The 26,349-nt window shown below is 56.1% G+C and carries 29 protein-coding genes; 13 read left to right on the top strand and 16 right to left on the bottom strand.

The features are described 5' to 3' along the window. From ACRZ91_RS13245 to ACRZ91_RS13235, 3 genes are all read right to left on the bottom strand, one after another. A complete protein-coding gene (locus ACRZ91_RS13245) occupies positions 1-756 on the bottom strand; it encodes an NAD(P)-binding domain-containing protein (RefSeq protein ID WP_480906084.1) in 756 nt (251 codons plus the stop codon). Continuing rightward, a complete protein-coding gene (gene purE, locus ACRZ91_RS13240; RefSeq protein ID WP_480906081.1) occupies positions 753-1,238 on the bottom strand; it encodes a 5-(carboxyamino)imidazole ribonucleotide mutase in 486 nt (161 codons plus the stop codon). The genes ACRZ91_RS13245 and purE overlap by 4 nt, the downstream gene beginning before the upstream one ends. A 77-nt stretch (positions 1,239-1,315) precedes the next feature. Beyond that, positions 1,316-1,540, bottom strand: coding sequence for a YdcH family protein (locus tag ACRZ91_RS13235; protein ID WP_010441787.1), 225 nt, complete (start codon positions 1,538-1,540; stop codon positions 1,316-1,318). 164 nt (positions 1,541-1,704) lie between these two features. Between ACRZ91_RS13235 and ACRZ91_RS13230 the strand changes: the two genes are divergently transcribed. From ACRZ91_RS13230 to ACRZ91_RS13220, 3 genes are all read left to right on the top strand, one after another. Next, positions 1,705-2,118, top strand: coding sequence for an Hsp20 family protein (locus tag ACRZ91_RS13230; protein WP_010441788.1), 414 nt, complete (start codon positions 1,705-1,707; stop codon positions 2,116-2,118). 5 nt (positions 2,119-2,123) lie between these two features. Next, positions 2,124-2,348 (top strand): DUF1150 family protein, encoded by a 225-nt coding sequence (locus ACRZ91_RS13225; RefSeq protein ID WP_010441789.1) that lies wholly within the window; start codon positions 2,124-2,126, stop codon positions 2,346-2,348. Between the two features lie 86 nt (positions 2,349-2,434). Continuing rightward, on the top strand, positions 2,435-3,322 hold the full coding sequence (locus ACRZ91_RS13220) for a PhzF family phenazine biosynthesis protein (protein WP_480906077.1): 888 nt from the start codon (positions 2,435-2,437) through the stop codon (positions 3,320-3,322). A gap of 20 nt (positions 3,323-3,342) precedes the next feature. On the opposite strand, the gene ACRZ91_RS13215 is transcribed toward ACRZ91_RS13220, so the two are convergent. From ACRZ91_RS13215 to trxB, 5 genes are all read right to left on the bottom strand, one after another. Then, positions 3,343-4,185, bottom strand: coding sequence for a glycosyltransferase family 32 protein (locus tag ACRZ91_RS13215; RefSeq protein WP_480906074.1), 843 nt, complete (start codon positions 4,183-4,185; stop codon positions 3,343-3,345). Between the two features lie 131 nt (positions 4,186-4,316). After that, positions 4,317-6,035, bottom strand: a complete 1,719-nt coding sequence (locus ACRZ91_RS13210; RefSeq protein ID WP_480906071.1) for a bifunctional sulfate adenylyltransferase/adenylylsulfate kinase — start codon at positions 6,033-6,035, stop codon at positions 4,317-4,319. Positions 6,036-6,235: 200 nt separating this feature from the next. Beyond that, positions 6,236-7,891: an adenylate/guanylate cyclase domain-containing protein gene (locus tag ACRZ91_RS13205; protein ID WP_480906068.1), complete on the bottom strand. Its 1,656-nt coding sequence runs from the start codon at positions 7,889-7,891 to the stop codon at positions 6,236-6,238. A gap of 93 nt (positions 7,892-7,984) precedes the next feature. Further along, positions 7,985-8,443: an RES family NAD+ phosphorylase gene (locus tag ACRZ91_RS13200; RefSeq protein WP_170772578.1), complete on the bottom strand. Its 459-nt coding sequence runs from the start codon at positions 8,441-8,443 to the stop codon at positions 7,985-7,987. 1 nt (position 8,444) lies between these two features. Further along, entirely contained in the window at positions 8,445-9,386 is a 942-nt protein-coding gene (trxB, locus tag ACRZ91_RS13195) for a thioredoxin-disulfide reductase (RefSeq protein ID WP_170472933.1), read from the bottom strand. 227 nt (positions 9,387-9,613) lie between these two features. Here trxB and ACRZ91_RS13190 point away from each other — a divergent pair, with 227 nt between their 5' ends. Then, positions 9,614-10,114: an Lrp/AsnC family transcriptional regulator gene (locus ACRZ91_RS13190; protein ID WP_010441796.1), complete on the top strand. Its 501-nt coding sequence runs from the start codon at positions 9,614-9,616 to the stop codon at positions 10,112-10,114. Between the two features lie 119 nt (positions 10,115-10,233). Here ACRZ91_RS13190 and ACRZ91_RS13185 read toward each other — a convergent pair whose 3' ends face one another. The 4 genes from ACRZ91_RS13185 to lgt all read right to left on the bottom strand — a co-directional run bounded on the left by ACRZ91_RS13185 (position 10,234) and on the right by lgt (position 14,448). After that, complete coding sequence (locus ACRZ91_RS13185; RefSeq protein WP_480906064.1) at positions 10,234-11,016, bottom strand: Hint domain-containing protein; 783 nt, start codon at positions 11,014-11,016, stop codon at positions 10,234-10,236. Positions 11,017-11,741: 725 nt separating this feature from the next. Beyond that, entirely contained in the window at positions 11,742-12,500 is a 759-nt protein-coding gene (gene pgeF, locus ACRZ91_RS13180) for a peptidoglycan editing factor PgeF (RefSeq protein ID WP_170541307.1), read from the bottom strand. Further along, positions 12,497-13,564, bottom strand: a complete 1,068-nt coding sequence (locus ACRZ91_RS13175; protein ID WP_480906061.1) for a class I SAM-dependent methyltransferase — start codon at positions 13,562-13,564, stop codon at positions 12,497-12,499. The genes pgeF and ACRZ91_RS13175 overlap by 4 nt, the downstream gene beginning before the upstream one ends. Then, the gene (gene lgt / locus ACRZ91_RS13170) at positions 13,561-14,448 is read right to left on the bottom strand and encodes a prolipoprotein diacylglyceryl transferase (RefSeq protein WP_170541301.1); all 888 of its coding nucleotides are present in this window, start codon (positions 14,446-14,448) and stop codon (positions 13,561-13,563) included. The genes ACRZ91_RS13175 and lgt overlap by 4 nt, the downstream gene beginning before the upstream one ends. 97 nt (positions 14,449-14,545) lie before the next feature. Between lgt and ACRZ91_RS13165 the strand changes: the two genes are divergently transcribed. The 5 genes from ACRZ91_RS13165 to ACRZ91_RS13145 all read left to right on the top strand — a co-directional run bounded on the left by ACRZ91_RS13165 (position 14,546) and on the right by ACRZ91_RS13145 (position 17,739). Then, complete coding sequence (locus ACRZ91_RS13165; protein WP_010441801.1) at positions 14,546-14,794, top strand: accessory factor UbiK family protein; 249 nt, start codon at positions 14,546-14,548, stop codon at positions 14,792-14,794. Between the two features lie 314 nt (positions 14,795-15,108). Continuing rightward, positions 15,109-15,609, top strand: coding sequence for a type III secretion system chaperone family protein (locus ACRZ91_RS13160; RefSeq protein ID WP_010441802.1), 501 nt, complete (start codon positions 15,109-15,111; stop codon positions 15,607-15,609). 33 nt (positions 15,610-15,642) lie between these two features. Continuing rightward, positions 15,643-16,458 carry a pyrroline-5-carboxylate reductase gene (gene proC / locus ACRZ91_RS13155; protein ID WP_480906057.1) on the top strand — a complete coding sequence of 272 codons (816 nt, stop codon included), beginning with the start codon at positions 15,643-15,645 and terminating at the stop codon, positions 16,456-16,458. Next, positions 16,451-16,789 carry a tRNA-binding protein gene (locus tag ACRZ91_RS13150; RefSeq protein ID WP_170472910.1) on the top strand — a complete coding sequence of 113 codons (339 nt, stop codon included), beginning with the start codon at positions 16,451-16,453 and terminating at the stop codon, positions 16,787-16,789. The genes proC and ACRZ91_RS13150 overlap by 8 nt, the downstream gene beginning before the upstream one ends. Continuing rightward, entirely contained in the window at positions 16,789-17,739 is a 951-nt protein-coding gene (locus ACRZ91_RS13145; protein ID WP_480906054.1) for a 2-hydroxyacid dehydrogenase, read from the top strand. The genes ACRZ91_RS13150 and ACRZ91_RS13145 overlap by 1 nt, the downstream gene beginning before the upstream one ends. On the opposite strand, the gene ACRZ91_RS13140 is transcribed toward ACRZ91_RS13145, so the two are convergent. Then, a complete protein-coding gene (locus ACRZ91_RS13140) occupies positions 17,736-18,314 on the bottom strand; it encodes a thymidine kinase (protein ID WP_170772564.1) in 579 nt (192 codons plus the stop codon). The two genes, ACRZ91_RS13145 and ACRZ91_RS13140, sit on opposite strands and share 4 nt — an antisense overlap. Before the next feature lie 358 nt (positions 18,315-18,672). Between ACRZ91_RS13140 and ACRZ91_RS13135 the strand changes: the two genes are divergently transcribed. Further along, a complete protein-coding gene (locus ACRZ91_RS13135; RefSeq protein WP_170472887.1) occupies positions 18,673-19,134 on the top strand; it encodes a hypothetical protein in 462 nt (153 codons plus the stop codon). A 113-nt stretch (positions 19,135-19,247) separates the two neighbouring features. On the opposite strand, the gene ACRZ91_RS13130 is transcribed toward ACRZ91_RS13135, so the two are convergent. Then, complete coding sequence (locus ACRZ91_RS13130; RefSeq protein ID WP_480906050.1) at positions 19,248-19,892, bottom strand: hypothetical protein; 645 nt, start codon at positions 19,890-19,892, stop codon at positions 19,248-19,250. Between the two features lie 187 nt (positions 19,893-20,079). Then, positions 20,080-21,204 (bottom strand): beta-ketoacyl-ACP synthase III, encoded by a 1,125-nt coding sequence (locus ACRZ91_RS13125; protein WP_480906047.1) that lies wholly within the window; start codon positions 21,202-21,204, stop codon positions 20,080-20,082. Between the two features lie 154 nt (positions 21,205-21,358). Between ACRZ91_RS13125 and ACRZ91_RS13120 the strand changes: the two genes are divergently transcribed. From ACRZ91_RS13120 to ACRZ91_RS13110, 3 genes are read left to right on the top strand one after another with little or no spacing between them, the layout of a single operon-like run. Next, the gene (locus ACRZ91_RS13120; RefSeq protein ID WP_480906044.1) at positions 21,359-21,826 is read left to right on the top strand and encodes a MarR family winged helix-turn-helix transcriptional regulator; all 468 of its coding nucleotides are present in this window, start codon (positions 21,359-21,361) and stop codon (positions 21,824-21,826) included. After that, positions 21,823-22,860: an efflux RND transporter periplasmic adaptor subunit gene (locus tag ACRZ91_RS13115; RefSeq protein ID WP_480906041.1), complete on the top strand. Its 1,038-nt coding sequence runs from the start codon at positions 21,823-21,825 to the stop codon at positions 22,858-22,860. The genes ACRZ91_RS13120 and ACRZ91_RS13115 overlap by 4 nt, the downstream gene beginning before the upstream one ends. Positions 22,861-22,870: 10 nt before the next feature. Beyond that, positions 22,871-25,912, top strand: a complete 3,042-nt coding sequence (locus ACRZ91_RS13110; protein ID WP_480906038.1) for an efflux RND transporter permease subunit — start codon at positions 22,871-22,873, stop codon at positions 25,910-25,912. Positions 25,913-25,932: 20 nt separating this feature from the next. Here the strand turns inward: ACRZ91_RS13110 and ACRZ91_RS13105 are convergent, their stop codons facing one another. Further along, a complete protein-coding gene (locus ACRZ91_RS13105) occupies positions 25,933-26,343 on the bottom strand; it encodes a VOC family protein (RefSeq protein WP_260022965.1) in 411 nt (136 codons plus the stop codon). Between the last annotated feature and the right edge of the window lie 6 nt (positions 26,344-26,349).

Genomic DNA, 26,349 nt, shown 5'->3' with positions numbered 1-26,349 from the left:
TTACGTCTCCAATCGTTTGCCAATCGCTGTAAGAGCGTTGCGCAAAGCATCATGCGCGCCCTCGGACTGCAAGGTATCTGTCATCTGAAGGCTTAGCGTGCCTTCGGTCGCAAGTGCGTCGCGCTCTGTAGCCAATTGACCCGCTTGCCCTTTCTGCGTGGCTTCAAGGAAGCCTGACATCAGTTGAGTGGTGTAGAACTCGGCACCATGTTCGTCGCCGGTTTGCTCGGCCAGCCAGCCTGCACCGGTTGCCATCAGATCCAGAAGGCCTGGCACCATGGCGCAGATTGCGAAATGGGCGTTCAATGCCGTTTCGTCAGCGACTTTTACCACGGGGTTTTCTGGCTCAAACAACTCGGCCAACAAGCGATCATTGCCGTAGGCGGCGAGTGGGCATCCTCCGGTCTGCAAGAACCCTAGCGGGATGGTCTGCACGAAATCTGATGCTGGCGCGCATAATGTGGCAAGCTGGGTCTGAGGCACCGCAGCCATCACAGATACGATCTGCTGATCAGAGCGAAAGGTAAGCGGGCTCAGAACATCTTCTGCAATATGTGGGCGCAGGCAGAGGAAGATGATGTCTGAGCCATCAAGTACCTCCTGCGGAGTTCCGACGCCGACTCCAAGCTCTGCCTTCAAAGCCTCGGAAACCTGCACGTTGCGCTGGGTAACGCAAACTTCATGACCTTTCGAAGCCATTAGTCGTGCAATCGGTGCTGCGATGTGGCCGGTGCCGATGATGCCGATGCGGCTCATCCCTCAGGTTCCTCGGGAATCGAGGCCGAGAGCGCCTCGCGCCAGGCATCCAGTCGCTCTGCCAATGCTGCATCCTGCAACGCCAGAATGCCAGCGGCCATCAGCCCTGCATTGGCCCCGCCAGCCGATCCAATTGCCATGGTCGCTACTGGAAAGCCTTTGGGCATCTGCACGATGGAATAAAGCGAATCCACACCCGACAATGCGCGGGTCTGCACTGGCACGCCGATCACCGGAACGCGGGTTTTTGACGCCATCATGCCGGGCAAATGTGCTGCGCCGCCTGCACCTGCGATAATCACGTTTAAGCCGCGCGAAACAGCGGATTTGCCATAGTCCCAAAGACGGTCTGGCGTGCGATGAGCTGAGACGATGCGTGCCTCATATGCGATGCCCAATTCATCCAGTATGTCGGCGGCCTCTTTCATCGTGGGCCAGTCCGACTGGCTGCCCATGATGATCCCTACTTTCACATCGCTCATAGCTACTGTGCCCCTGCCTTCGGAAAGAGCGCGCACTATAGCCAAATCCACTTATGTGGCAATGCGGTACGCGCGTTTCAGGCGATGATATCGGGGGTCAATCGGTCTTCGATCAGACGAATAATGTCTTTCAGGCGCAGTTTCTGCTTTTTCAGCCGCTTGATCGTCAGCTGGTCCGAGGTTCCCTTGGCCTGCAGAGCTTCAATTGCCTCGTCCAGATCGCGGTGCTGGCGGCGAAAAACCTCCAACTCAACACGCAGGACTTCATCGGTTTTCATCGAAAGATCGGTGGGCGCGTTCATTGGCGACTCAGTAGCTCATGTGGTGCTTTACGCACAAGATAGTGTGTCAGGCTTTATCCGGCCAGACCTTGTGGACATCCCTGTATCTTCCCATATTCTATTATACGCGGTTGCCAGAACGGGGCCGCACAAAACGTCGCTTTGACAAAGAAGGACGAAAATACGTGTCGAAACTTACCTTAGGCTCATACCCGCATCTTTTGGGGTTCGAGCAGTTGGAACGCCTTCTGGAACGGTCTGCAAAGGCTGGCAACGAAGGGTACCCGCCCTATAACATCGAGCAGACTTCGGATTTTTCCTATCGCATCACACTGGCCGTGGCTGGTTTCGCGGAAGAGGACTTGTCGATCACGATCGAGGATCGCCAACTGGTGATCCGGGGCCGTCAACGCGATGACAGTGAAGGGCGCATTTTCCTGCACCGCGGCATCGCGGCCCGTCAATTCCAGCGCATGTTTGTGCTGGCGGATGGTGTCGAGGTGGGCGAGGCGATCATGGAAAACGGTCTGCTGCATGTGGATCTGACCCGCGCCGTGCCAGAAACCGTGGTTCAGACAATCAACATCAAGAAGGGGTAAGAGCAATGAATACACCGATTGAGATAAATACCGAAGGCAACCGGATCGTTTATGTGAAGGCGGTCGATGTGGCCGATTTGCCGCGCGACGTGCGCGAGCAGGCAGGCGACTTGGATCAGCTTTATGCAGTTCACGATTCCGATGGTCAGCAGCTGGCTTTGGTGGCCGACCGCAAACTGGCCTTTGTACTTGCACGGGAGCATGATCTTTCGCCCGTGGCCGTTCACTGAACCGGCTCCGCACTCTGCTGAAATGACGTGACATTTGCCTCGACTGCGGTGATCTTGCCGCAGTCGGCAAAGCAGGAGTGTGCATCATGAGCTGGTATGATTTTGACTGGGTGGACGCATTCAGTGATCGGGCCTTTGGCGGTAATGGCTGCGCAGTCGTGCATGGCGGGGCCAGCCTGACGGATGAGGTTTGCATGTCTTACGTGCGCGAAACCTCATTGGTTGAATGCACCTTCACAGGACCATCGGATGTAGCCGACATCCGAGTCCGATATTTTCTTGCCAGCCGGGAAATTCCGTTTGCTGGGCATCCGACAATCGCAACCGTTGCGGCAATGTGTTCGCGTGACCTGTTCGAAGGCGATGCGCTGACGCTGGAAACCGGGGCAGGGATCGTATCGATCGATCTTAATGGCGATGAAATTGAGATGACGCAGGTCGCTCCGCAATTTGGTGATCAGGTGCCAGCCAAGTTGGTTGCTGCTGCTATCGGGTTGCCTGAGGCTGCAATTGTCTCTCCACCTCAATTCGTTTCGACCGGACTGCCGTTCTGCATCACGGTTTTGCGCGATCACGCAGCGCTGCGTGCGGCTAAGCTTGACGTGGATTCGCTTGGAAGAATTGCTGAAAGGGCTGGATTCTCGGGGTCCGACATGGCCGAGCCGTTTCTGGTCACACTCGATGGCGCAACGGCGGAAGGCGATACATTTTCGCGCCTTTTGATGGCGCCGCCAAGTCCTCCCGAAGACCCGTTTACGGGTTCGGCGACCGGGGCGATGGCGGCCTATCTGTGGAAATATAATTTGATGAAGAAGGACTGTTTTATCGCTGAGCAGGGGCAAGATATGGGGCGGCCCGGCCAGGCGCGCGTTACGAAGGTTGGGCCCTCCCAAGCCATGACTGGAATCAAAGTTGCCGGGCGCGGCCATGTGCTGATGCGTGGGCAGGTAGACCTGCCTGACGGGTTGTCATAGCGCATTGGGTCTGTCGCAGCTTACTGCTTCATCCAATCTGCCTGAATGATTGGTCGCGAAGCCGGATCAATCGAATGCCTTTCGCAGATCCTTTCCAGATATGACCCTGTCTGCGGCAGGCCTGCATTTTGACTTGCCAGCCATTTCTTTTGATGGCCGTAGATATGAACTGAATAGGTCCGCTCACCCTCGAACTCTTTCAGCGCAATGTTCGGGGCGTGCAGTTTCCAAAGCTCTTGCTGTTCAAGTGGATAAAACGTATCTGGCGGTTTTGCTTGGCGATCCTCACCCGTCTTGTTCATGAAATGAGTCAGCGCCTTGGGGCCGGAACACCCCCAGGGCAGCGTCTCGATCCCCCATGTTTCTCCACGCATGGAACGATCGCGGTTCTTTCGGTGCAAGCGTGGTCCACGCCATGGTTGGGTTGGGTTTTCGGCCGCCACAAATTCCAACATCTGCGTCAGTGCCTGTGACTCACTCGGCAGCCGGAGAACACCGTTCGGTAGTGATCCAGATGATGTGGAGCCAAAGACATAAGGGCCTTCGAACTCAAATGGCCTGACGCAGTACGCGTCCAGATCGACCCAGATAGAACTGGTTTTCCGCATCAGATGCAGCCGAAAGATGTCTGAGAAAACTGCGATTCGATGTCGGTCGTTATTCTCAAGATCGAACGGAGCAGGCCAGAGTATCTCGGATGCAGGGCGAATTACGGCACCGTCTGGTACACCATCGATCTGTTCGGCGGTGTATAGAACGAACTCGTGACCGTTATCGAGATAAGATTGGATGCAAAGCGCCTCGATCCAGGATAAATTCGAACCGTACCAGAAGCCGGCGATAGTTGGCAGAGGCTGCGCCATTCAGTGACCACACCCAATCATTCGATTGCTCAATCTATATTCGGTTTTCACCAGATCCGGCAACGTGGGGTGTTTCAGACGAAGGTGGCAGCCTCCGAATGACGGAGGCTGCCGTTACTTTTACGAGGTGCTCAACCGGCAGCGATCAATCCCATGCTTTCCAGTTTCAGCAGAACCTGATGGGCGCAGTTGTCGACTTCGACATTCTTGGTTTCGACGCTTAGCTCGGGATTTTCGGGCACATCGTAAGGATCAGAAATTCCTGTGAATTCCTTGATTTTACCCTCACGCGCGAGCTTATAAAGGCCTTTACGATCGCGGCGCTCGCATTCCTCAATACTGGTGGCCACATGCACTTCGCAGAACGCACCGAATTGTTCGATCTCTTCGCGCACGGCGCGCCGGGTGGTGGCATAGGGTGCAATCGGCGCACAGATCGCGATACCGCCGTTTTTGGTGATCTCACTGGCCACATAGCCGATGCGGCGGATGTTCAGGTCGCGGTGCTCTTTTGAGAAGCCCAGCTCAGAGGACAGGTTCTTTCGCACGATATCCCCGTCAAGCAGGGTGACAGGACGGTCCCCGGTCTCCATCAGTTTGACCATCAAAGCGTTGGCAATTGTGGATTTGCCTGAGCCCGAGAAGCCCGTGAAGAACACTGTGAAACCCTGTTGAGATCGCGGCGGGAAACGATTGCGCAATTCTTGTACAACCTCGGGGAACGAAAACCATTCCGGAATCTCAAGCCCTTCGCGCAAACGGCGGCGCAGTTCCGTGCCCGAGATGTTCAGGATCGTGACGTTGTTCTTGTCCAGAATCTCGTCATTCGGCTCGTATTGGGCGCGTTCCTGCACGTAAACCATGTGTTTGAAGTCGACCATCTCGACGCCTATCTCGTCCTGATATTTTCGGAACAGGTCCTGCGCGTCGTAGGGGCCATAGAAATCTTCACCAGCCGAGTTTTTGCCCGGACCGGCGTGGTCACGACCAACGATGAAATGGGTGCAACCGTGGTTTGCGCGGATCAACCCGTGCCAGACCGCCTCGCGCGGGCCAGCCATGCGCATCGCAAGGTTCAGTAGCGACATCGAGGTGGTTGAGGCCGGGTATTTGTCCAGCACGGCTTCGTAGCAACGCACGCGGGTGAAATGATCCACGTCGCCCGGTTTGGTCATGCCAACCACGGGATGGATCAGCAAGTTGGCCTGTGCCTCTTTTGCGGCGCGGAACGTCAATTCCTGATGCGCACGGTGCAAAGGGTTGCGTGTTTGGAACGCGACGATCCGACGCCAGCCAACTTTGCGGAAATACGCGCGCAATTCGTTTGGCGTGTCGCGGCGGGCTTTGAAGTCATAGTGAACTGGCTGCTGGATGCCAGTGATAGGGCCACCCAAATAAACCTTGCCTGCCACGTTGTGCAGGTAGTTCACCGCCGGATGGGCATCATCATCCGCACCAAAGACCTTCTCGGCCTCGCGTGCCTTGTCTGGCGTCCAGCGGTCGGTCACGGTCATGGTGCCCAGAATGACGCCTTCCTGATCACGCAGGGCAATGTCCTGACCCAGTTCGATGGTTGCCGCAAATTCCTCATCAACGTCCAGCGTGATCGGCATCGGCCACAGCGTTCCATTGGCCAGGCGCATGTTATCGACCACGTTGTCGTAATCGGCTTCGCTCAGGAAGCCTTTGAGCGGGTTGAACCCGCCATTCATAAGCAGTTCCAAGTCGCAGATCTGTCGGGGACTTAGGTCCCAACTGGTTAGGTCGGCTGCTTCGACCTTTAGTTTTTGTGCGGATTCGTAAGAAACGTATAATTCAGGGATCGGGGCCAGATTGCTTAGCATCGTCATAGGAAATCTCTTATCGCAGTGTCGTTTTCTGTTGTTTCAGAGGTGTTAGTGAGGCATTTGCCCCGACCTCGGTGTGATGTCCATAGACCGGTAGAAACAAAGGAGGATATGCGCGGTTTTTTCCCGAAATGGAACGTTTTTCTGGTTATTACTTTCCACCGCCGAGAACTTTCCGCAGATATTTGATCTGGGGTGGTCAATCAGGCAATCTGTTCCAGCGGTGAGATCTGCGACTCAAGTTCGGATGCGTTCTGGACGGGCAGGGCGGGCACAGGTTCGGTAACGCCTCGCAAGTTGAAATCACGTAAATCGCTTGGGTTGCATTGCAGTCCCGCCGCTTGAAGCACTTTGTCTGATACAAGTAGCTCGACGCCCAGCGCTTTGGTCTCGGCCTCCAGACGGCTGGCTACATTCACTGCGTCCCCGATGATGGTGCGTGGGGCGTGCTTTGCGGCACCGATTTCACCCAACACAAGATCGCCTATATGCAGGCCCATGCCAATGCGTACGGCTGCGCTGCCCTCGGCCTCAAGTTGTTGGTTGAATCTCTTTAACGCCTGGCCAATTTCAGCGGCTGCCTGAAGCCCGGCAAGGGCGGAACTTTTGGTGTCCGCCGTTTCGAACATGGCCAACAAACCATCCCCCATGTATTTATCGACTACCCCACCCTGAGCAGTGATGGCAGGCACAATCGCGTCGAAGAAACGGTTCAAAAGGAACACGATGTCATATGGTAATTGTCCGGTTGTGCGGGCTGTAAATCCACGCATGTCAAGGAACAGGACAGCCAATTGCCTTTCCTGCCCCTGACTGGCGTGGGCTCGATCACGCGCGCCATCAGGTCTGAACACGCGAAATACAGTAACTGGGTCCGTTGGGCGCATCTGACAGGCCAGGCGCGTGCCGTCCGGGGCGCCTATGGCTCTCAGACTACGGGCTTCGATTTCTGTGGGTGGATGCAGCTGGTTTCCCCCTTCTTCAACGACAACACGACAAGTTGTGCAGCGACCCTTGCCACCGCACAGGGCGGTATGCGGGATGCCGTTTGCATGCGACATCTCAAGTAGGGTCATACCCTTCTCGGATACAACTTCAGGTCCATTCACATAACGGATACGGACCGAGTGACGCCGCCGCCACAGCTTGCGCCCAACATAGATCACACCGGTGAGTGCAAGCGCTCCCCAAAATACCAACAACGTATTGTCTTTTACTGCGAACAGATCCTGAAATGCCTCGGGTGAAGGCCAATTGTAATGTTCAATATATTGCTCGCGCAGGTCTGGATCAGCGAAATCTGACCAGATGCGACGACCTTCCGTCAAAAGCCCAACCAGCGCGAAGCCAGGTATAAAAACAGCAACGCCGATCAGGTAAGGTGTCAATTTGCGCCACCAAAACGTCAGACGCAGCCACATATGAAGACCAATGCAGCCATGCACCCAAACCAACAGAAGCAGTAAGCTTTGCATCCAGATCGCACTGTTGGGCCACATCAAGACAATGATATAGCCCATCTCGTCATTTACTCCGAATATTTCATGGGCATATCGGGTCTGGACTAGGTGCGAGATCAGCTGAAGCGGGATTAGAAGACCTAAAACGACTTGCAGAGCGACACTGAAAGGCATCCTCAGGGTGCGGCGCTGTGCGATCGAGATCAGAGCCAACCCCGCGTGAACCAGCAGCGCGGCATACAGCAGAACGGTTCCGATCCCGTGGCGGCTAACGGTCTTGCGCCCGTCCTGCATTCCATGCAGCAGATCGGTGTGAAACAGACCCAAGCCGATATTGATGAAGTGAAAGAACGCAAAGACAAACAGCACGAGGCCGCTTGCGATCCTGAGCCGGCTCATCCATCCGCCGCGCCAAAGTGCGTTATCCAAAAGCTTACCTGTTCGTCGCGTTGTTTGAATCGATCCTGATACGGCGGTGTGCGCCGGTCAAGGTTACCTTTCGGGACGCCAATCGTTAGGCGTGCTAGCCGGCTGTATCAAATTGACCCCAGTACTGAACAACACGAGATGGCTAAGTTCGGGCCGCGAACGCGAACTGTACAACAGCCCGTCCGCACCAACTGCGCGTGCTTCATCCGAAAATCGCCAAGTTGGGGAAGGGGTGCCGTTGTCCCGCAGGTCTTGCCAGACAATCGAGACATCGGCGCGCCCCCGCAAGTCCATCAAATGCGCTGCGGAAACCTGAAACTGTTGAATTACACGCGGCGGATCGCATGGCGAGACATAGCGCCGTATCGCGATCCCAGCTCCTTCTGCGCTTAGTGAAGCATACAGGGCGAATTGGCCGGAATGATGAAACCGGCCTTCGGGTGCGCGGGCAGGTGCCAATGGGATGCCCAATTGGCTGCGGAACAGAATTCTCCAGACCGGGCCGGAGAACTCTGTGATCATTCTAGTCGTTCTCCGCCAGGAACCGCTCGGCGTCCAGCGCAGCCATGCAACCCATGCCAGCGCTCGTTACAGCCTGACGATACACATGATCGGTCAAGTCCCCGGCTGCGAAGACGCCCGGAACCGAGGTCTCGGTCGTGCCCGGTTTGGTAATGACGTAGCCACCCATGTGGGTTTCCAAGGTGTCCTTAACCAGTTCATTCGCCGGGGCGTGACCGATAGCGACAAACACGCCTTTGCACGGGATTTCGGTGATCTCTCCGGTTTTGACGTTCTTGACCTTGACGCCTTCGACACCCAGCGGAGCATCGGTGCCAACGACCTCGTCTAATTCATGGAACCACAGCGGCTCGATCTTTTCGTTCTTGAGCAGCCGGTCCTGCAGAATCTTCTCGGCGCGCAGCTCATCGCGGCGGTGGATCAGCGTGACTTTGCTGGCAAAATTGGTCAGGAACAGTGCCTCTTCCACCGCGGTGTTCCCACCTCCGATTACCACAATTTCCTGCCCACGATAGAAGAAACCGTCACAGGTTGCACAGGCCGAGACGCCAAAGCCTTTGAATTTTTCCTCGGATGGCAGACCGAGCCATTTGGCCCGCGCGCCTGTGGCCAGGATTACTGCATCGGCAGTATAAACTGTGCCGCTGTCACCCTTGGCCGTGAAGGGGCGCTGGCTGAGGTCCAGATCGTTGATGATGTCACCGATGACCTCGCATCCCATGGCCTTGGCGTGATCCTGCATCCGCACCATCAGATCCGGCCCTTGCACCTCGGTGTCACCGGGCCAGTTCTCGACTTCGGTAGTAGTGGTCAGTTGCCCTCCAGGCTCGATCCCCTGCACTAGAATCGGCTCCAGCATGGCGCGGCTTGCATAGACGCCAGCAGTGTATCCGGCCGGTCCTGATCCGATGATCAAAACCTTTGTGTGTCGTGTTTCAGCCATGGTATCCCCACTCGATCTGCCTTTTAGGGCAATTTTCCAATCCGGATCGATATAGCGACCACAACGCAGAGCTTAAAGCCCTTTCATTTTGCGAGCGCGTGATGCGACTGATGACAGGTTAATCGGGCGAACATACACTTGAGATAACGAAAATTGCTCAGTCGTGAAATATTATTGCGCCCACCGGGGCTGCTGATATAACAACCTGAAAAATTTAGGAGCATTCGATGGTCGCGACCCGATTGGATGAAATCGACCGCAAGATTCTTGCGGAGCTGCAGGCCGACGGCCGAATGACCAATGTTGAACTTGCCAAACGCGTTGGAATATCGGCTCCACCCTGTCTGCGACGGGTGCGGACATTGGAGGATTCGGGCTATATCCATGGTTACCATGCGGATGTGAACGCCCGCGAACTTGGATTCGAGGTGCAGGTTTTTGCGATGGTCGGGTTGGAAAGCCAGGCTGAATCCGAACTCAGTGCCTTTGAAGACCGTTGCCGCGAATGGCCTTTAGTCCGTGAATGCCATATGCTGAACGGCGAGGTGGATTTCATCCTGAAATGCGTTGCACCGGATCTCAGCAGTTTTCAGCAATTTCTTACGGGAGAGCTGCTGACTACGCCAAACGTGGCCAGCGTGAAAACCTCGCTTGTTATCCGAGGCGCAAAAGACGAGCCAGGCGTACCATTTGACGTACTGGAAGACCGGATGAACCAGACGGCCTGACCCTGATGCCAGATTGATCCACCGCGCATGGTGACAGCACCGCTGCCACAGCCAGGGATAGTGCCCAAATTACTAATATCTGCATGATGCCTCTACACTTGCAGTAATCGTTAACCATTTCACGCTGTTAGAGCGTCAATTTCACCATCTCCGGCCCTTGGCAAGAGTAATGGGCCAAAATCGTTCAGTGATTCGATATGTGAGAATAGATTCAGATAGATCGATCGCAAAGAGTGGCTGATCATACGTACAGCATTGACGCCAGGATGGTAGGTTTCGAATTGCAGACCATCAACCCTGATGACCGAATGTCGCGCGACGCAGATATGGAACAACTCAACCGGAGTCGGCGGTAGCGTTTCAATTACGCTCGTACCGTCTTGGAACTCATTCACGGGTGTCAGCATAGGTTGGCCGGCATGCAAATGGCGCATATGCGCTGGTGTCGCGAGCAGACGTGCTGCGGGACCTGCGATAACGCCCGACATTGGTTTCTGCATCCCAAAGGTATCGGCCATAATTCGGGTCAGCGGACGGGTCCGTCCACGCGAATCTTCGCGCCCCGGGATTAGTGTTACAGACCCCTTCCAAAGCACCGTTTCGGATGATCCGTTCTGAGTAAGAACATCATCACCGGGCATCAGGTCTTCAATGGCCATCGGACCATGCGTTGTCTCGACCAACGAGCCACGTGTAAAGGCGCAGAACGCATCTTCGAACATCGGTAAGGCTGGTGCGATATGCCTTGTCTGTGAAACATCCCCATTTTCCAGCAGGCAAGAAACTTCGTACCTTCGAAGCTGGGCCTTAGGTTTTGTTGACGGTCCAGGCACATCGCGCAACAGCGCTGATGTCTCGACCGCGTTTCTGGCAGCTTGTGCCAGAGAATTTGGAATAGCCATATATTCCGTCTCCTCTAAATACCGTCCGGGCATTTTGAACCCCCGTGCAACTGCGCCAAACGGCTTTGTTCTTTGTCTTTAATCAAAGGGATAAACACCGGCCGATGCTGCAAGTGCGCAGCGCCGCGAAAATTAAACACCAATGTTCATGGTCAATTTCGTGACCCCCCAGACAAACTCGTAAACTGCAGGCTTCAATTGCCCGCACGCACACGCTCCGAAACATGGTCGCAATCTCGATCGCGGCCCCACATACCGAACCAGAGCATTACCCGGTATGTGTCTTGCCCGTTGAGACCGGCAGCTGGTCCCATGGGGTTGCATGTCAGCGTCTAGCCGCCAGACGGCGCGCGACTCTGACAGAGTGACTTGAAACCCGCTTCCAGGGCATTTCTGGTTCCTGATCCTTAAGGGCCGTAAGCACGGCATTCAGAAAGCGCGATTTCATTCTCATATTCATCATCCTGCTTCGTTGGGGCGAAACGCCCGGTTCCTGTATGTGGACCAAATGTGATGCGGCTTTGCGGCACCGATAAGGCTGATCCGGGATGAATTCAGGACAATAAGAAGGTTTTAGTTACCTCTTGGCTACGTACGCCAACGCTCAGCTGCCCCAATTTCGGGTAACCGTCTGAGCATTGGTGAAAATTTGAGACGATTCTGTGACAGATAAACACAATAAATGTGGCAGAATCTGGGCGAAGTTGCCTTAATTCGGGCTAGATCTACAGCCTGATCGCTGAAATCAACCTGCCGTAATCGACCTCATTGGCGTGGGTTGAGCGCCGATAGGAATAAAACCTATCAGGGTCGGAATACGTGCAGTGCTTAATCCATTCGGCTTGTCCAACACCGGCCTGACGCAAACGGTGCAGGCCAAACGCGGGTAAGTCAAAGTGCAGGCGGTCGCCTTCGCCATTTGCGAAGAATCGCGTGTTTTCCGACGAGTCAGCGATAAAGCTGTCCAGAAATTCCGGGCCAACTTCGTATGCACGTTGCGAAATGGTTGGACCAATGACCGCTGCAGTGTTTGCCCGTGTGGCCCCCAATCCCTCCATCGCATCAAGAGTTGCCTCTAGAACGCCGTCTAACGCTCCGCGCCAACCCGCGTGCGCCGCACCGATCACTTTTGCGTCAGAATCAGCCAATAGAACTGGCTGACAATCCGCCGTCAATATCGTCAGGGCGAGGCCTGGCGTCGCCGTAACAACCGCGTCTGCTTTGGGCTTCTCGCCATTAATTGGTCCGTCCACGGTGATTACGGTTGGAGAATGCACCTGATGCACGCCGATCAAGCCCTCTGGGGTGACTTCCATGGCCTGGGCGACGCGCCTACGATTCAAGGCTACGGCCTCGGCCAGATCAGTTGAACCGGTTCCGCAATTGAGACCCGCATAAATGCCTGACGAGGCGCCGCCACGACGACTGAAGAACCCGTGTCGTACAGGGGACAGAATATCAGATGTGAGGATTTCCAATGTCATGGTTCCAGTCCCGGTGGCGGTGCAGCGTGTTGCGGATATAGGCCCAGTACTTTGAATAGGTTTCCCATTTCATCCGGGTGCGTCAACCGTCGATGTGCGGATATCAGCGCCTCAAGCTGTGACCCGCTGAGCCGGGCAGCAAGAGACTGAGCACGCGCAGTGATCCCTAGGCGTTCAAGAAACACCCCTTGCGGTGTCAACCTTGAATGGACACAGCCCGCAGCGCGCGCCGTAACCGCCAATGCCTCAAAGTCGACATGCGCTGTCAGGTCTGCCTGGCCGGGTTGGTCCAATGGGTCGACTGGTTTATGTGTCTGCAAGGCTTGCAAAGTGTCTCCAAGTGATCGCCAGTCGCCATAATCGATGATGAGCCCGGCCCCGCCATTCCGTGAAATCTGCCCCGCGACGCTACTCAGAATGGAGGTTGCAGCAGCGCATAACTCGACCAGATCGCCATCCTGTGTATCCTGTAATCGTTCGTTCAGTGTAGCCTGAGGGGTCTGCGCGCCAAGTCCGAATGCAAGTGAAGTGCCGTCACCCCCGACCAATCGCTCGCGCCAACCTTCGCCGTCACGCAGGAACTGACGTACGGGAAGAGCATCGAAGAATTCGTTTGCCACCAGATACAGCGGAAGATCCGGTAGATCAGAAATGGCCTCGACCCATTGGGGTTTATAGTTCTGTAGGGCTTTGGACTGGATGCTGCGCAGGACCGGAGAGGCCTCGAATAGCATAATCTCGATCGCGTTATGAAATCCGGGAACACCTTTTGTCGCGCGCAAGATGTCTGCCATTAGCGTGCCACGACCGGGGCCAAGCTCTGCCAGTGCGACGCGTTCGGGTTTGCCCTGATCAAGCCAGCATTGCGCTAGGCACAAACCGATCAACTCGCCGAACATTTGGCTGATTTCTGGAGCAGTGATGAAATCACCTTGGGCACCCAGCGGGTCGCGGGTCGCGTAATAGCCATGCTCGGGATGCATCAGGCCTTCGGTCATGTAGTCGGCGACGGTCATGGGGCCATCATTTTGAATGCGGAGGAGCAGAAGATCCTTCAGATTCATGATCTACGCCGCGCCCGCAGCGCAAACCAAAGGCCAAGTGCAATCATCGGCAATGATAAAAGCTGCCCCATGGTCAAGCCGTACCCACCCACATGCCATGCAAGCCCCAGCGGGTTGCCGGGCGTGATAAATTGGGCGTCCGGCTGGCGAAAGAACTCGACCAGGAAACGCGAAGCGCCGTAGCCTGCAAGAAACACGCCCATAATCAGACCGGGTTTCTGAAACGCGCCACGCCGATAGGCCAACCAGATCAGTAGTGCACCAAGAAGCAGCCCCTCAAGTGCTGCTTCATACAGCTGCGAAGGATGGCGGGCGCACATTCCGGCCACAACGCCGGGACAATCCTGTGCCGCGCTGCCGGGAAAGATCACCGCCCATGGCAGCTCACTGGGCCGCCCCCAAAGTTCGGCATTGCTGAAATTCGCGAGCCGCCCCAGCAGTAACCCGGGTGGCACCGTGTGGGCGACCAGATCGGCTAGCGAGAGAAGCGGAATCTTGTGGCGCTTACCGTACAGATAACTGGCGATGATCACGCCCAGCAGGCCGCCATGAAACGCCATGCCGCCTTGCCAGACCATCAGGATTTCCAGCGGGTGCGATAGGTAGTAGGCGGGCTGATAGAAAAGGACGAAACCCAAGCGGCCCCCAAGGATGACACCCGCGATGATCCAGGTCACTAAATCCTCAAGCTGGTCGGGGCGCATCGGGGGTGTCTCGTCCGTCCAAAGCCCAGGTCGACGCAGCGCGATCAACGCCACGCGCCAAGCAATCAGAATGCCAACGATATAGGCCAGCGCATACCAGCGCAGCGCAAACTCCATCCCGAACACAGAGATCGAGAAAACGTCGGGTGACAGATCGGGAAAATTCAGTACAGCCTGCATGTGCGTCTCATTGCCCGGGGTTTGCGGGGCAAGTCAACCTTGAGCCCGGGCCATTCTTTACCCATATAGAGAGCAATCGTGAAATCGGAGAAAGCCCATGCAAACCCGTAACAAGATTCTGGACGATATGTCTCAACTCATGACCAACGCCATGGGCGTGGCGCAAGGGGCGCGGGAAGAAGCTGAAAATGCGATGAAGTCGATGATGGATCGCTGGCTGGCTGATCGCGACTTTGTCACCCGGGAAGAGTTTGATGCTGTGCGGGCCATGGCGCAGAAAGCGCGCGAAGAAAATGCCGCGCTTGAACAGCGTATTGCCGCACTTGAAGCGAAGCTGGACAAATAAGTCCGACTGAATTGCAAATTTCAGGCAAAGACAATCAGCCGCGCAATCCAGATTTGGATTGAGCGGTGTCGTGTATGATGCCGCCTTGCAGAAAATAATCAAGACAAAGCTGCGTGAGACGCCAATATTTTGATCGGCGTTGCCAACTGTCCACAACTTATTGCTGTTATCCCCAATAATTAGGGTTGCCAGAACCCGGCGTGCGTCGCACCATATTTAGTACAGACAGACTGGGGAAGCCCGGCTTGTAGAGCAGGCAACTAGCGCTGGGGCGCTGCCAGCCCCAAATTGCTAGAGATTAGTGAGGTGGCATTATGGCCCTTTCCGAGCAGTATCTCGAAGAAGACCTTCATCCGATCGACATTGTTGAACATCTTGCAGAACATCACGACTGGGATTTTGACCGGATCGGGGATGATCAGATTGCCATGGCCGTTGAAGGACAGTGGCGCACATACTCGATCACACTGGCCTGGTCGAATTACGACGAAACGCTGCGTATGGTGTGTTCGTTCGAAATGGAGCCTCCAGCCGAGCGCGAAACCGAGCTTTATGAATTGCTGAACAAGATGAATGATCAGTGTTGGGCCGGGGCGTTTACCTACTGGGCCAATCAAAAATTGATGGTCTATCGCTATGGCTTGGTACTGGCCGGTGGTCAGACCGCCAGCCCGGAACAAATCGATACCATGATCACCGCAGCGGTGCTGAGCGCCGAGCGCTACTACCCTGCGATCCAACTGGTGACCTGGGGCAACCGTGATCCCGAAGAGGCAATGCAAGTCGCCATTGCAGAGGCTTACGGCCGCGCGTAAAGCTTTGCCCCAAACCATAGGGGAGGGGCAATCATGGATATCTCGCGCGTTGCCGAACAGGGGTTGGTGCTTCTGGGATGCGGCAAGATGGGTTCAGCGATGCTTGCGGGTTGGTTGGAACATGGCCTGCCCGCAGCATCGGTTTGGGTGATCGATCCTTATCCCTCTGACTGGCTGAAGGCGCAGGGCGTCAACATAAACACACCTCTCCCCGAATCCCCGGCAGTGGTTTTGGTGGCTGTTAAGCCGCAGATGATGGGTGAGGCTTTGCCTGCCATTCAGGCGCTTGGCGGTGGCGATAGTCTGTTCATTTCGGTCGCTGCCGGCACATCTTTGGCCACTTTCGAAAACGTTCTGGGTGCGGACACACCCATCATCCGAGCAATGCCAAACACACCTGCAGCGGTTCGGCAGGGGATTACGGCACTGATTGGTAATTCGGAAGCCTCGGATGCCGATATTGTATTGGCCGAGGGATTGCTTTCGGCGATTGGCGAAACGGTGCGCCTTGATGATGAGACGCAGATGGATGCCGTCACTGGCGTTAGTGGCTCAGGTCCGGCCTATGTTTTCCACTTAATTGAAACGCTGGCACAAGCAGGTGAAGCACATGGCTTGCCGCCTGAGCTGGCGATGAAGTTGGCCAAATCAACCGTAGCCGGGGCAGGGGCGTTGGCGATGGCCGCAGATGAGCACCCCTCGCAACTACGGGTCAATGTGACCTCGCCCAATGGTACCACGCAGGCAGCGCTAGAGGTGCTTATGCACGAAGAGGAAGGGTTCCCAGACCTGCTGCATCGTGCCGTCAAAGCCGCAACCAACCGATCCAAGGAGCTTTCTCTTGAGTGAGATCACATTCGACGAATTTCTTAAAGTCGACATTCGTGTTGGCGAGGTCGTCCGTGCTGAACCATATCCAGAGGCTCGCAAACCCGCGATCAAGATGTGGATCGACTTCGGTGATGAGATAGGTGAGCGCAAGACGTCTGCCCAGATCACCGCCCATTACGACCCGATGACTCTGGTGGGCAAGCAAGTGATGGCTGTTGTGAACTTCCCGCCGCGTCAGATCGGCAAGTTCATGTCCGAGGTTCTGGTGCTGGGTCTTCCGGACGAAAACGGAGAGATCGTCTTGATCGGGCCGGATGGAGAAGTTCCTACCGGGGGGCGGATGCACTAATGAAATTGCTGATTACCCGCCCAATGACTGAGGCTGTCGAAGCCCGTGCCCGAGCAGAGTTCGACGTCGAAATTCGTGAGGCGACCTCGCCTCTGACACAAGACGAGATGGTGCGCGCGCTGACCGAATTTGATGTCGTTATCCCCACGCTCGGAGATCAATTTTCGACACAGGTGTTTGCCCAAACGTCTGAGCCACGCTGTAAACTGCTGGCAAATTTCGGCGTTGGCTACAATCATATTGATGTGGACGCTGCGCGGACAGCAGGCCTTTCGGTAACCAACACGCCCGGCGCTGTTACAGATGCCACGGCAGACATTGCCATGACCTTGCTGCTGGCTACCGCGCGCCGTGCGGGTGAGGGGGAGCGTCTGGTTAGATCAGGCGGCTGGGAAGGATGGCACCCGACGCAAATGCTGGGCCATCATGTAAGCGGTAAGAAGGTGGGTATCGTGGGTATGGGGCGGATTGGGCAGGCGATTGCTCAACGCTGTCATTTTGGATTTGGCATGAGCGTCGCGTATCAATCGCGTAGCCCAAAGCAGGTGGATTTCCCAACTGAGTACTTTCCCAATCTCGACGCATTGGCGGCGTCTGTAGATTTTCTTGTATTAGCCGTTCCCGGCGGGACTGAAACGCGCCATCTGGTTAACGCCGAAGTGCTGGAGGCGATGAAACCCGATGGAATTCTGGTCAACATCGCACGCGGTGAAGTCATAGATGAGACAGCGTTAATTGCTGCTTTGCAAGAAGGGCAGATCGCTGGTGCCGGATTGGACGTTTACGAATTCGAACCCGAAGTTCCACTTACTTTGCGTGAGATGCAGAATGTGACGCTGTTGCCGCATCTGGGTACGGCAACGGAAGAGGTGCGCACCGATATGGGCCATATGGCGCTGGACAATGTGGCGGCATTTGTTGCGGGGCGAGCCTTGCCCAACCCGGTCTAGTCGCCGACAACCTCGCGCCAGTGTTTGCGGCAGAGCGAAACATAGGTCTCGTTCCCGCCGATCTGGACTTGGGCACCTTCGGTGATGGCGTTCCCGTTCTCGTCCTGACGAATCACCATGGTCGCCTTGCGGCCGCATTCGCAGATGGTTCGCACTTCGCGCATCTCGTCAGCTAATGCCAAAAGTGTGGCAGATCCCGGGAAGAGCTTGCCCTGAAAATCCACCCGCAATCCGTATGTCAGCACGGGAACTTTCAGGTCGTCTACAGCACGCGCAAGCTGCCAGACCTGTTCTTCCGACAGAAACTGGGCCTCATCAATGAACACGCAGGCAATCTGTCCCTTTTTCAGACGGTTCTCGATCATGGCAAACACATCGTCGGCGGGGTGAAATTTGTCCGCCTGTTCGGAAATGCCGATTCGCGAAGCGATCTGCCCCTCACCCGCGCGCCCATCGATGGCGGCGGTCATGAGATAGGTATCCATGCCGCGTTCGCGGTAGTTGTGCGAGGCCTGCAGTAACACGGTCGATTTGCCCGCGTTCATGGTCGAATAGTTGAAATAGAGCTTTGCCATGCCGTGGGTCTAATTCGCCTGATCGGTCTGGGCAAGCGGTCTCATGTACGGGGAAAGCGACGCCGCCGCTACAGCAGCAGAGGTCGAGCAGATGCTCTTGGGGATGGATAACCTCGCGTCCGCAACAGCGGCGTCTTCGGCCTATAGTTGGCCTATTTACTTTGCAAGGCGGTAATATTGCCCTGCAATCACTCTTTACCGGCACGAACGGCCGCCACTCACTCACAAAATCCCTGCATATCTGAGGGATAGTCAACTTATGGCATTTCAATTATGACTCGAATATGGGAAATTTCCCTACCCTTTCCCCCGGCACGGACAGGCGGGGGACAGGAGCGCAGGTAACAAGGGTAGCAACATGGCAGATATCGGGGCCTATCTGAAAAAGCACACCGAGGCATTGGTAAAGGATGTCGGGATCGAAGCCGCGTGCGAAATCACTGGTAAATCCAAAGCCACCCTGGGAAGATATTATTCTGATAATGCCGAACACGTTGACCGCTTCATGCCTGTGGATGCTGTTGCGCAACTGGAAAACGCCGCAGCTTACCCGCATGTCACCTCGGCACTGGCCGATTTGCAGGGTATCACCCTGTCTTATAACGGTCGGAATTCAGAAGGCCCTCGTACCGGTGGCGTGAATTCTGACGTCATTGCATTAAGCCAACGCTTTGCGATGCTGATGTCCGAATATCAGACCGCAATCGAAGATGGCATCATCACCGTCAACGAGGCAAAGCGCTTGCTGAAAGAGACCAGCATGCTGCAGCAGGTGCTGATCGAGATGAAGCTTCACCTTGAAGAAGAAAGCGTCAGCTGACGCATCCGCACTTGTTGGTGCTTAGTCTCTGCATGGATTTGCAATGATTTCTTGTTGAAGAAGGCGGCACGCAGGCCGCCTTTCTTCGTATTGGAGAAGGACAGCCCCTTCAATCAGCCTTCGTCGTTGTTGGCATTCTTTCCACGCCCGGGGCTGGCCCCTTCTGAGCCATTCCCACCGCCGTTGTTGCCTTTGGTCCCGCCCTTTCCAGGCTTATCGCCGCCATGGCCACCTTTGCCACCACCCTTGCCGGGTTTGTCGCCACCCTTGCCGGGCTTGCCACCGTCATCACCGGGATCGCTGCCTCCATCGCCAGGGTTGTCTCCTCCATCTCCGGGTTCGCCCCCGCTGTTTCCAGGCGTATCTCCTTCGCCAGACCCAGGGCCTCCGCCTGTATTTGGTCCTGCGTCTTCATCTTTTTCAGCTACGGCAGACCTTAAATTCGGATCACTGCTGCGATCCTCCCCCGTCGATGCGCCAGTGACAGACGCCGTTGGAAGATCGACAAGCAAATTGGTTAGCCCTGGGCATAGCGCTGACGTGTTCTGCAAGATATCCGGCAGGTCCGAGCGTTTTTGCAGATGTTTGACAAAACCGGGCGTGACATGTGAGCAGTCGCAAAGCGTTCCATAGTCACCGCTATTCGCGGCGCTGCGCGCTGTGTTGACTGTACAGACCTGAGCCTCGGCAACAGCCGCGCTGCTGGACATGACTCCAATGAATGGCGCAGCAACCAGCGCGGCCATCCCAGTTTTCATCGATTTTCCCATACCTTAGGGCTCCCATCAATACTCCACTCGGATGCCCGGGGCACCCGTGTATGAGGTGTTGATCGAAGATTAAGGATCGGTGGGGCTTATCTGAAGAAATTTTCAAGCAACAATTTCGGGCTGAATTGGTATAGGCCGAAAGGAACGGGTAGGTAGAGAAATTAATATATGCCGTTTATTGGTGCCGCTTCACAATCACCGATCCTACGGAATACCCGGCGCCAAATGAGCAGATTAGCCCCACATCGCCATCAATCAGATCATCTGAGTGTTTCGAAAAAGCAATGATCGATCCTGCCGAGGATGTGTTGGCATAGTCTTGTAGAATATTAGGTTGCTCTTCCGCCTCAGGTTCACGGCCCAGAACCTTTTTGCCGATGAAATCATTCATAGTCTTGTTGGCCTGATGCAGCCACAGGCGCTTGAGATTATCACTGCTGATACATTCGGCCTCCATATGGTCGCTGATATGTTTGCTGACCATGGGCAGCACTTCCTTGAACACTTTACGCCCGTTCTGCATAAACTGCATGTCGCGGCGATCCTTAACCCCATCTGGACGAGAGCGGCGAAGGAAGCCGTTATTGTTCCGGATATTGTTGGAAAATGATGTAGCGCAGCGGGTCGAGATGATCTCGAAATGCGGGCCATTTGCATCGTCACGGCGTTCGACCAGTGTTGCTGTGGCCACATCACCAAAGATGAAGTGGCAATCCCGGTCGCGCCACTCCAGATGGCCCGAGCAAATCTCGGGGTTCACCACCAGCGCCGCACGTACCGATCCCGAGCGCACCATATCAGCCGCCGCCTGAATGCCGAAGGTGGCCGAGGAACAGGCTACATTCATGTCAAACCCGAACCCTTCGATCCCAAGTGCCTGTTGAATCTCGATGGCAATCGCCGGGTAGGCGCGTTCGTGGTTCGAGGCGGCGCAGATCACCAGATCGACATGCTCGGCATCGCGTCCAGCCTGAGCCAGAGCTTTGCGGCACGCATCCACGGCCATCTCGGTCATGATCCCCGGTTCGTCGTCGCTGCGCTGGCGCAGCGCTGGATGCATGATCTCGGGGTTCAGAACGCCGGTCTTATCCATCACATACCGGTTTTCAATCCCCGATGCTTTGACGATGAATTCTTCCGAGGAATGCTGCATCGGTTCCATCTCACCCGCTGCAATCGCATCCTCGTTTTCGGCGTTCATCCGGTCAGCATAGGCATTGAATGCTTTCACCAGTTCGGCGTTGGTGATGATGTTCTCGGGCGTATAGACGCCGGTACCGGTGATGGCAGGAGTGTACATGGCTGATCCTGAGTTCATGATCTGAACAAAATGCAGCCCCAGCCGGTATTGATCAAGATGTGTTGACCCAAGGGAATGCACGCGCGGCCGCTTCAGAACTTGAATAGTTCATTATTCGAAGTATATTTCGCCGCGATTCGGATGGAAGAGACCCATGTCTGAAGAAATCAGCACCCGACTAGGCCGCCTCAGCCCTGAGATTCAGGCGATGATGGGGGTCTATGCGCTTTACTGGAAACTGGAAGAGAGCTTTGATTGCATCGAAACGGACCTGAGTCATCAGGAATGCCATATGCTGATCAAGCTGGATGCGCCCAAACGTATGGGGGTGTTGGCGGCAGATATGCTGACCGTGCCATCCACGATCACCGCGACCGCCGATGCACTGGAACAGGCGGGGCATCTGACCCGGCAGCGCGATCCCGAAGACCGGCGCGCCTGGCTGTTGGTGCTGACCGAACAGGGCGAAGAGGCCCGCAACATGCTGGTGGCCGTGGCTGGTGAGCTGTTTCACAGCGCATCCGGTCTGAACACCGAAGAAACCGCCGAGTTTGCACGGCTGGCTCACAAAATCCGTGACAACATTCTGAAAACCGGAATTCCTGAGGGATTGACGAAATGAAACTCCTGACCTCTGTTTGCCTCGCACTGTCCTTGTTGACTGCGCCTGCCATGGCGCAAGAGCCCGCTAAGCCTGTGAAACTGATGCAGGTTAGCGAAACTTCACCCGGCTTTTCGCGCCAGTTCTTTGGTCGGATCGCCGCGCGTCAGACCGTTGATTTGGCGTTTCAGGTCGCGGGGCAGATCGTCGAGATGCCTGTGACCGAAGGCTTTGTGATCCCCAAGGGTGAATTGATTGCCCGTCTCGATCAGGAACCGTTTGAGCTGCAGTTTGACCGCACGCGCCTGCAGAAAGACCAGGCGGACCGCACCCTTGCCCGTTTGTCGCGACTGCGCGGTACGGCAGCCAGCCAGGTGGCCGTTGACGATGCCGAAACAGCGGCGCAACTGGCTGCGATTGCGGTACGGGACGCCGAATATGCGTTGGAGCATGCGACGCTGACCGCCCCGTTCGATGCGCTGGTCTCAAGCCGCGCGGTTGAAGCGTTTACAACTGTTTCAGCGGGCACGCCCATCGTGCGACTCCACGATATGTCCGAACTGCGGATTGAGGTCGACGTGCCCGAAATCCTGTTCCAGCGTTCCGGACAGCAGGATGATATTACCATTACTGCTAAGTTCCCGGTTAGCGATGAGATTTTTCCGCTGGAAATACGCGAATTCGACGCAGAATCCTCAAGCGTGGGCCAGACGTTCCGCATCCAGTTTGGTTTGACCCCGCCAGAGGGGTTGCAAATTCTACCCGGCTCCTCCGTAACGGTTACGGTGCAGGTGCAGGACGAGCGTACCGGGATCATCATCCCTCCAACGGCTGTGGTGGCTGATGCCAGCGGCGCGCTGGGCGTTATGGTTTTCTCGCCGGTTGGCGCCGACGAAGGCACGGTCCGCCGGGTTCCAGTTACGATCGAACCAACGCAGAGCGGCGATGTCCGCGTGCTCACCGGCCTGACCGATGGCGAAGAAATCGTCGTCGCGGGTGGGGGTGCATTGACCGATGGTCAAGCCGTCCGCCGCTTTGTCGGCTTCTCGAACTGAGGGCGGATTTATGAGCATCGCACGCGCTTCGATCGACCGGCCGCTTTATACGTGGTTGTTCATCCTGATTGCCCTGTTCGGCGGCATTTGGGGCTTCACGTCGCTGGGCCGCCTTGAAGACCCGGCTTTCACAATCAAACAGGCGGTGATCGCCACGCAATATCCCGGTGCGACCGCTGAACAGGTGGCGCTTGAAGTCTCGGAACCGCTGGAATCCGCCATTCAGCAGATGGGCGAGGTGGACGTCATCACTTCGGTCAATCGGCCCGGCCAATCGCTGATCGAGGTCGAGATCAAGTCAACCTATGACGGCAGCGAATTGCCCGACATCTGGACCCGCCTGCGCGCCAAGGTGCGCGACGCGGCACGTGGATTGCCTTCGGGCGTGGGTGTGCCCTATGTGAATGACGGGTTCGGGGATGTATTCGGCCTGTTCTATGCGGTCACAGCCGATGGGTTTTCGGACGCAGAAAAGCACGAGTTGGCGACTTTCCTGCGCCGCGAATTACTGACCGTTAGCGGAGTCGCTGATGTCGAGGTGCAGGGATTGCCGGACGAGGCGATCTTTATCGAGCCCGACCTGTCGATCTCGGTCAATCAGAACGTGCCCTTACAGGCGATCAACGAGGCCATCGCAAATGCGGATTCAGTCAACGCCTCGGGTTCATTGCGGTCGGAAGGCGATCGGACAACGATCCTGACGGCCGAAGGCTCGGACAGCGTGTCGGCCATAGCCGGGCTTTCGGTTGGTTCGCAGGGGCAGGTGATCAACCTGTTCGATATGTCCGATGTCTATCGTGGGCGGCAGAACGATCCCGATATCATGATCCGCTTCAACGGGACCGAGGCCTTCACTTTAGGTATTGCCGGGCTGGCCACCGAAAACATCGTCGAAGTTGGCCAGCGTGCAGACGCGAAACTGGCTGAGCTGAATTCCGAGATCCCCTTTGGTGTCGAAATCCTGCCCATCTATCAGCAGCATGTTGTTGTCGATGAGGCCTCGAACGCCTTCCTGTTGAACCTCGCCATGTCAGTCAGCATCGTGGTCGCTGTTCTGGGCATTTTTATGGGCTGGCGTGCGGCAATCGTCGTGGGTTCCACCCTGTTGCTGACCGTTGTGGGCACGCTGCTTTTTATGTCGATGTTCTCGATCGAGATGGAGCGCATCTCACTGGGTGCTTTGATCATCGCGATGGGAATGTTGGTCGATAATGCCATCGTTGTGGCCGAAGGGATGCAGATCTCGATGTTGCGGGGCAAAAACTCTCGTGATGCGGCAGAAGATGTGGCCTCGAAAACGCAAATCCCGCTGCTGGGCGCGACGGTGATCGGGATTATGGCCTTCGCGGGGATCGGGCTCAGCCCTGATGCGACCGGTGAGTTCCTGTTCTCGCTATTCGCCGTGATCGGCATCTCACTTTTGCTTAGCTGGGTTCTGGCGATCACAGTGACACCATTGCTCGGCCACTATTTCTTCAAGCAGGGCAAAGAGGGCGAGATTGACGCCTATGGCGGCATTCTGTTCCGCGTCTACGGAGCAGTCCTGAACTGGGCGCTGCGGTTCCGTTGGCTGGTAGTGGCAGGATTGATAGCGATCACGGTCGCTTGCTTCGCAGGGTTCGGCCTAATGAAACAGCAGTTCTTCCCCAACTCAAACACGCCGCTGTTCTTCGTACACTACAAACTGCCGCAAGGCACGCCGATTACCCGTACGGCGGAAGATATGGCTGTGTTTGAGGATTGGTTGGCTGAACGTGATGACGTCGTCTCAGTCGCCACGTTTGTAGGGCAGGGGGCCACGCGTTTTATGCTGACCTACGCCGCCGAGAAGCCCAACCCAAGCTATGGCCACATGATCATTCGCACCGAAACGCTCGACGATATCCCCGCCTTGCAGGCAGATCTCGAAGCATTCGGCTCAGCCCAATTCCCCGAAGGAGAGTTCCGAACCAAGCGTCTGATCTTTGGCCCGGGCGGAGGTGATCCGATCCAGGCGCGGTTCTCGGGCAGTGATCCGGTTATTCTGCGCCAATTGGCCGAAGAAGCCGTGCAAAAAATGTCAGCGGCCTCCCCGAATGTGCTGCATGTGCATCACGATTGGCGCGAGCAGGAACTGGCTGTGCAGCCAATCTATGCGACAGAACGGGCGCAAACGGCAGGTGTGTCGCGAGAAGATATTGCCGCCACGCTGCAGTTTTCGACCGATGGGATTACCGGCGGTGTTCTGCGCGAACGTGACCGCCAGATCCCGATCATCCTGCGCCGTCCGGCAGATGGGGACTATTCGATTGTCGATCAGGTGGTTTATTCCGATCAATCGGAACGGTTCGTGCCGATTGAACAGATGGTGGACGGGTTCGACTACAAAGCGCTCAATACCTTGGTTCATCGCCGTGACCGAGTGCTGACCATCACGGTTGGCGCGGATATCCCTCCTGACATGACCGCCGCACAAGTCCACTCCGAAGTGCGAAGCGCCATTGAAGAGATGGAACTGCCCATTGGCTACAGCATGGAATGGGGCGGAGAGTTTGAAGACTCGGGCGATGCGCAGGCCAGCCTTGGGCGGCAATTGCCGCTGAGTCTGCTAATCATGGTGCTGATTTCCGTGCTGCTGTTCAACGCGATCCGACAACCCATCATCATCTGGCTGCTGGTTCCGATGTCGGTGAACGGGGTGGTCATCGGATTGCTTGGGACCGGACTTCCGTTCACCTTCACAGCGCTTTTGGGGCTGTTGAGCCTATCAGGCATGTTGATCAAGAACGGTATCGTGCTGGTCGAGGAAATCGATCTGGTCCGTGCGACCGGTAAAGCCTTGCGCCCCGCAATAGTCGAGGCCTCGGTCTCGCGTTTGCGACCTGTGATGCTTGCCGCGATCACGACCATTTTGGGGATGGCTCCGTTGCTGACCGATGCGTTCTTTGTGTCGATGGCGGTCACGATCATGGGCGGCCTGGCCTTTGCCACCATCCTGACCATGGTTGCTGCGCCCGTCTTCTACCTGTTGTTCTTCACCCGCGAAGAAAATCGGAGATTGGCGACCAGTTGATAAGGTCGCGGGCGATAAGATCAGTCGCCCGCATCCTTCTCGGGATCATAATGGTAGTAAAAGCAGGATAGCTTGTTTCCATCAGGATCACGCAGATAGGCAACATAGAAACCGGGCTCGTAGTGGGGTCGCACGCCTGGCTTTCCTTCGTCTGTGCCGCCGTTTTCCAGACCAGTGGCATGGAACCGCCGGACCTGATTGGCGTTTTGCGCTGGGAAGGCGATCATCGTGCCATTTCCGATGCTGGCGCGCGCACCGTCGAACGGCCTGCAGACCCAAAAACCAGTCCCACTGTGGGGATCGGTGCCCCATCCGGCCCAGCCATCGATCCATCCGGGCAGGCGTGGTTGTTCGAGAACCGCAAAGATCGCATCATAAAAACGGATCGCCCGTGGTAAGTCATTACTTCCGTATGTCGTATAGAGATCCATAAGCAG

The sequence above is a fragment of the Ruegeria sp. O11 genome, assembly GCF_056535285.1.
Note: the sequence above shows the minus strand (reverse complement) of the source record. Positions and strands in the feature narration are given on the sequence as shown.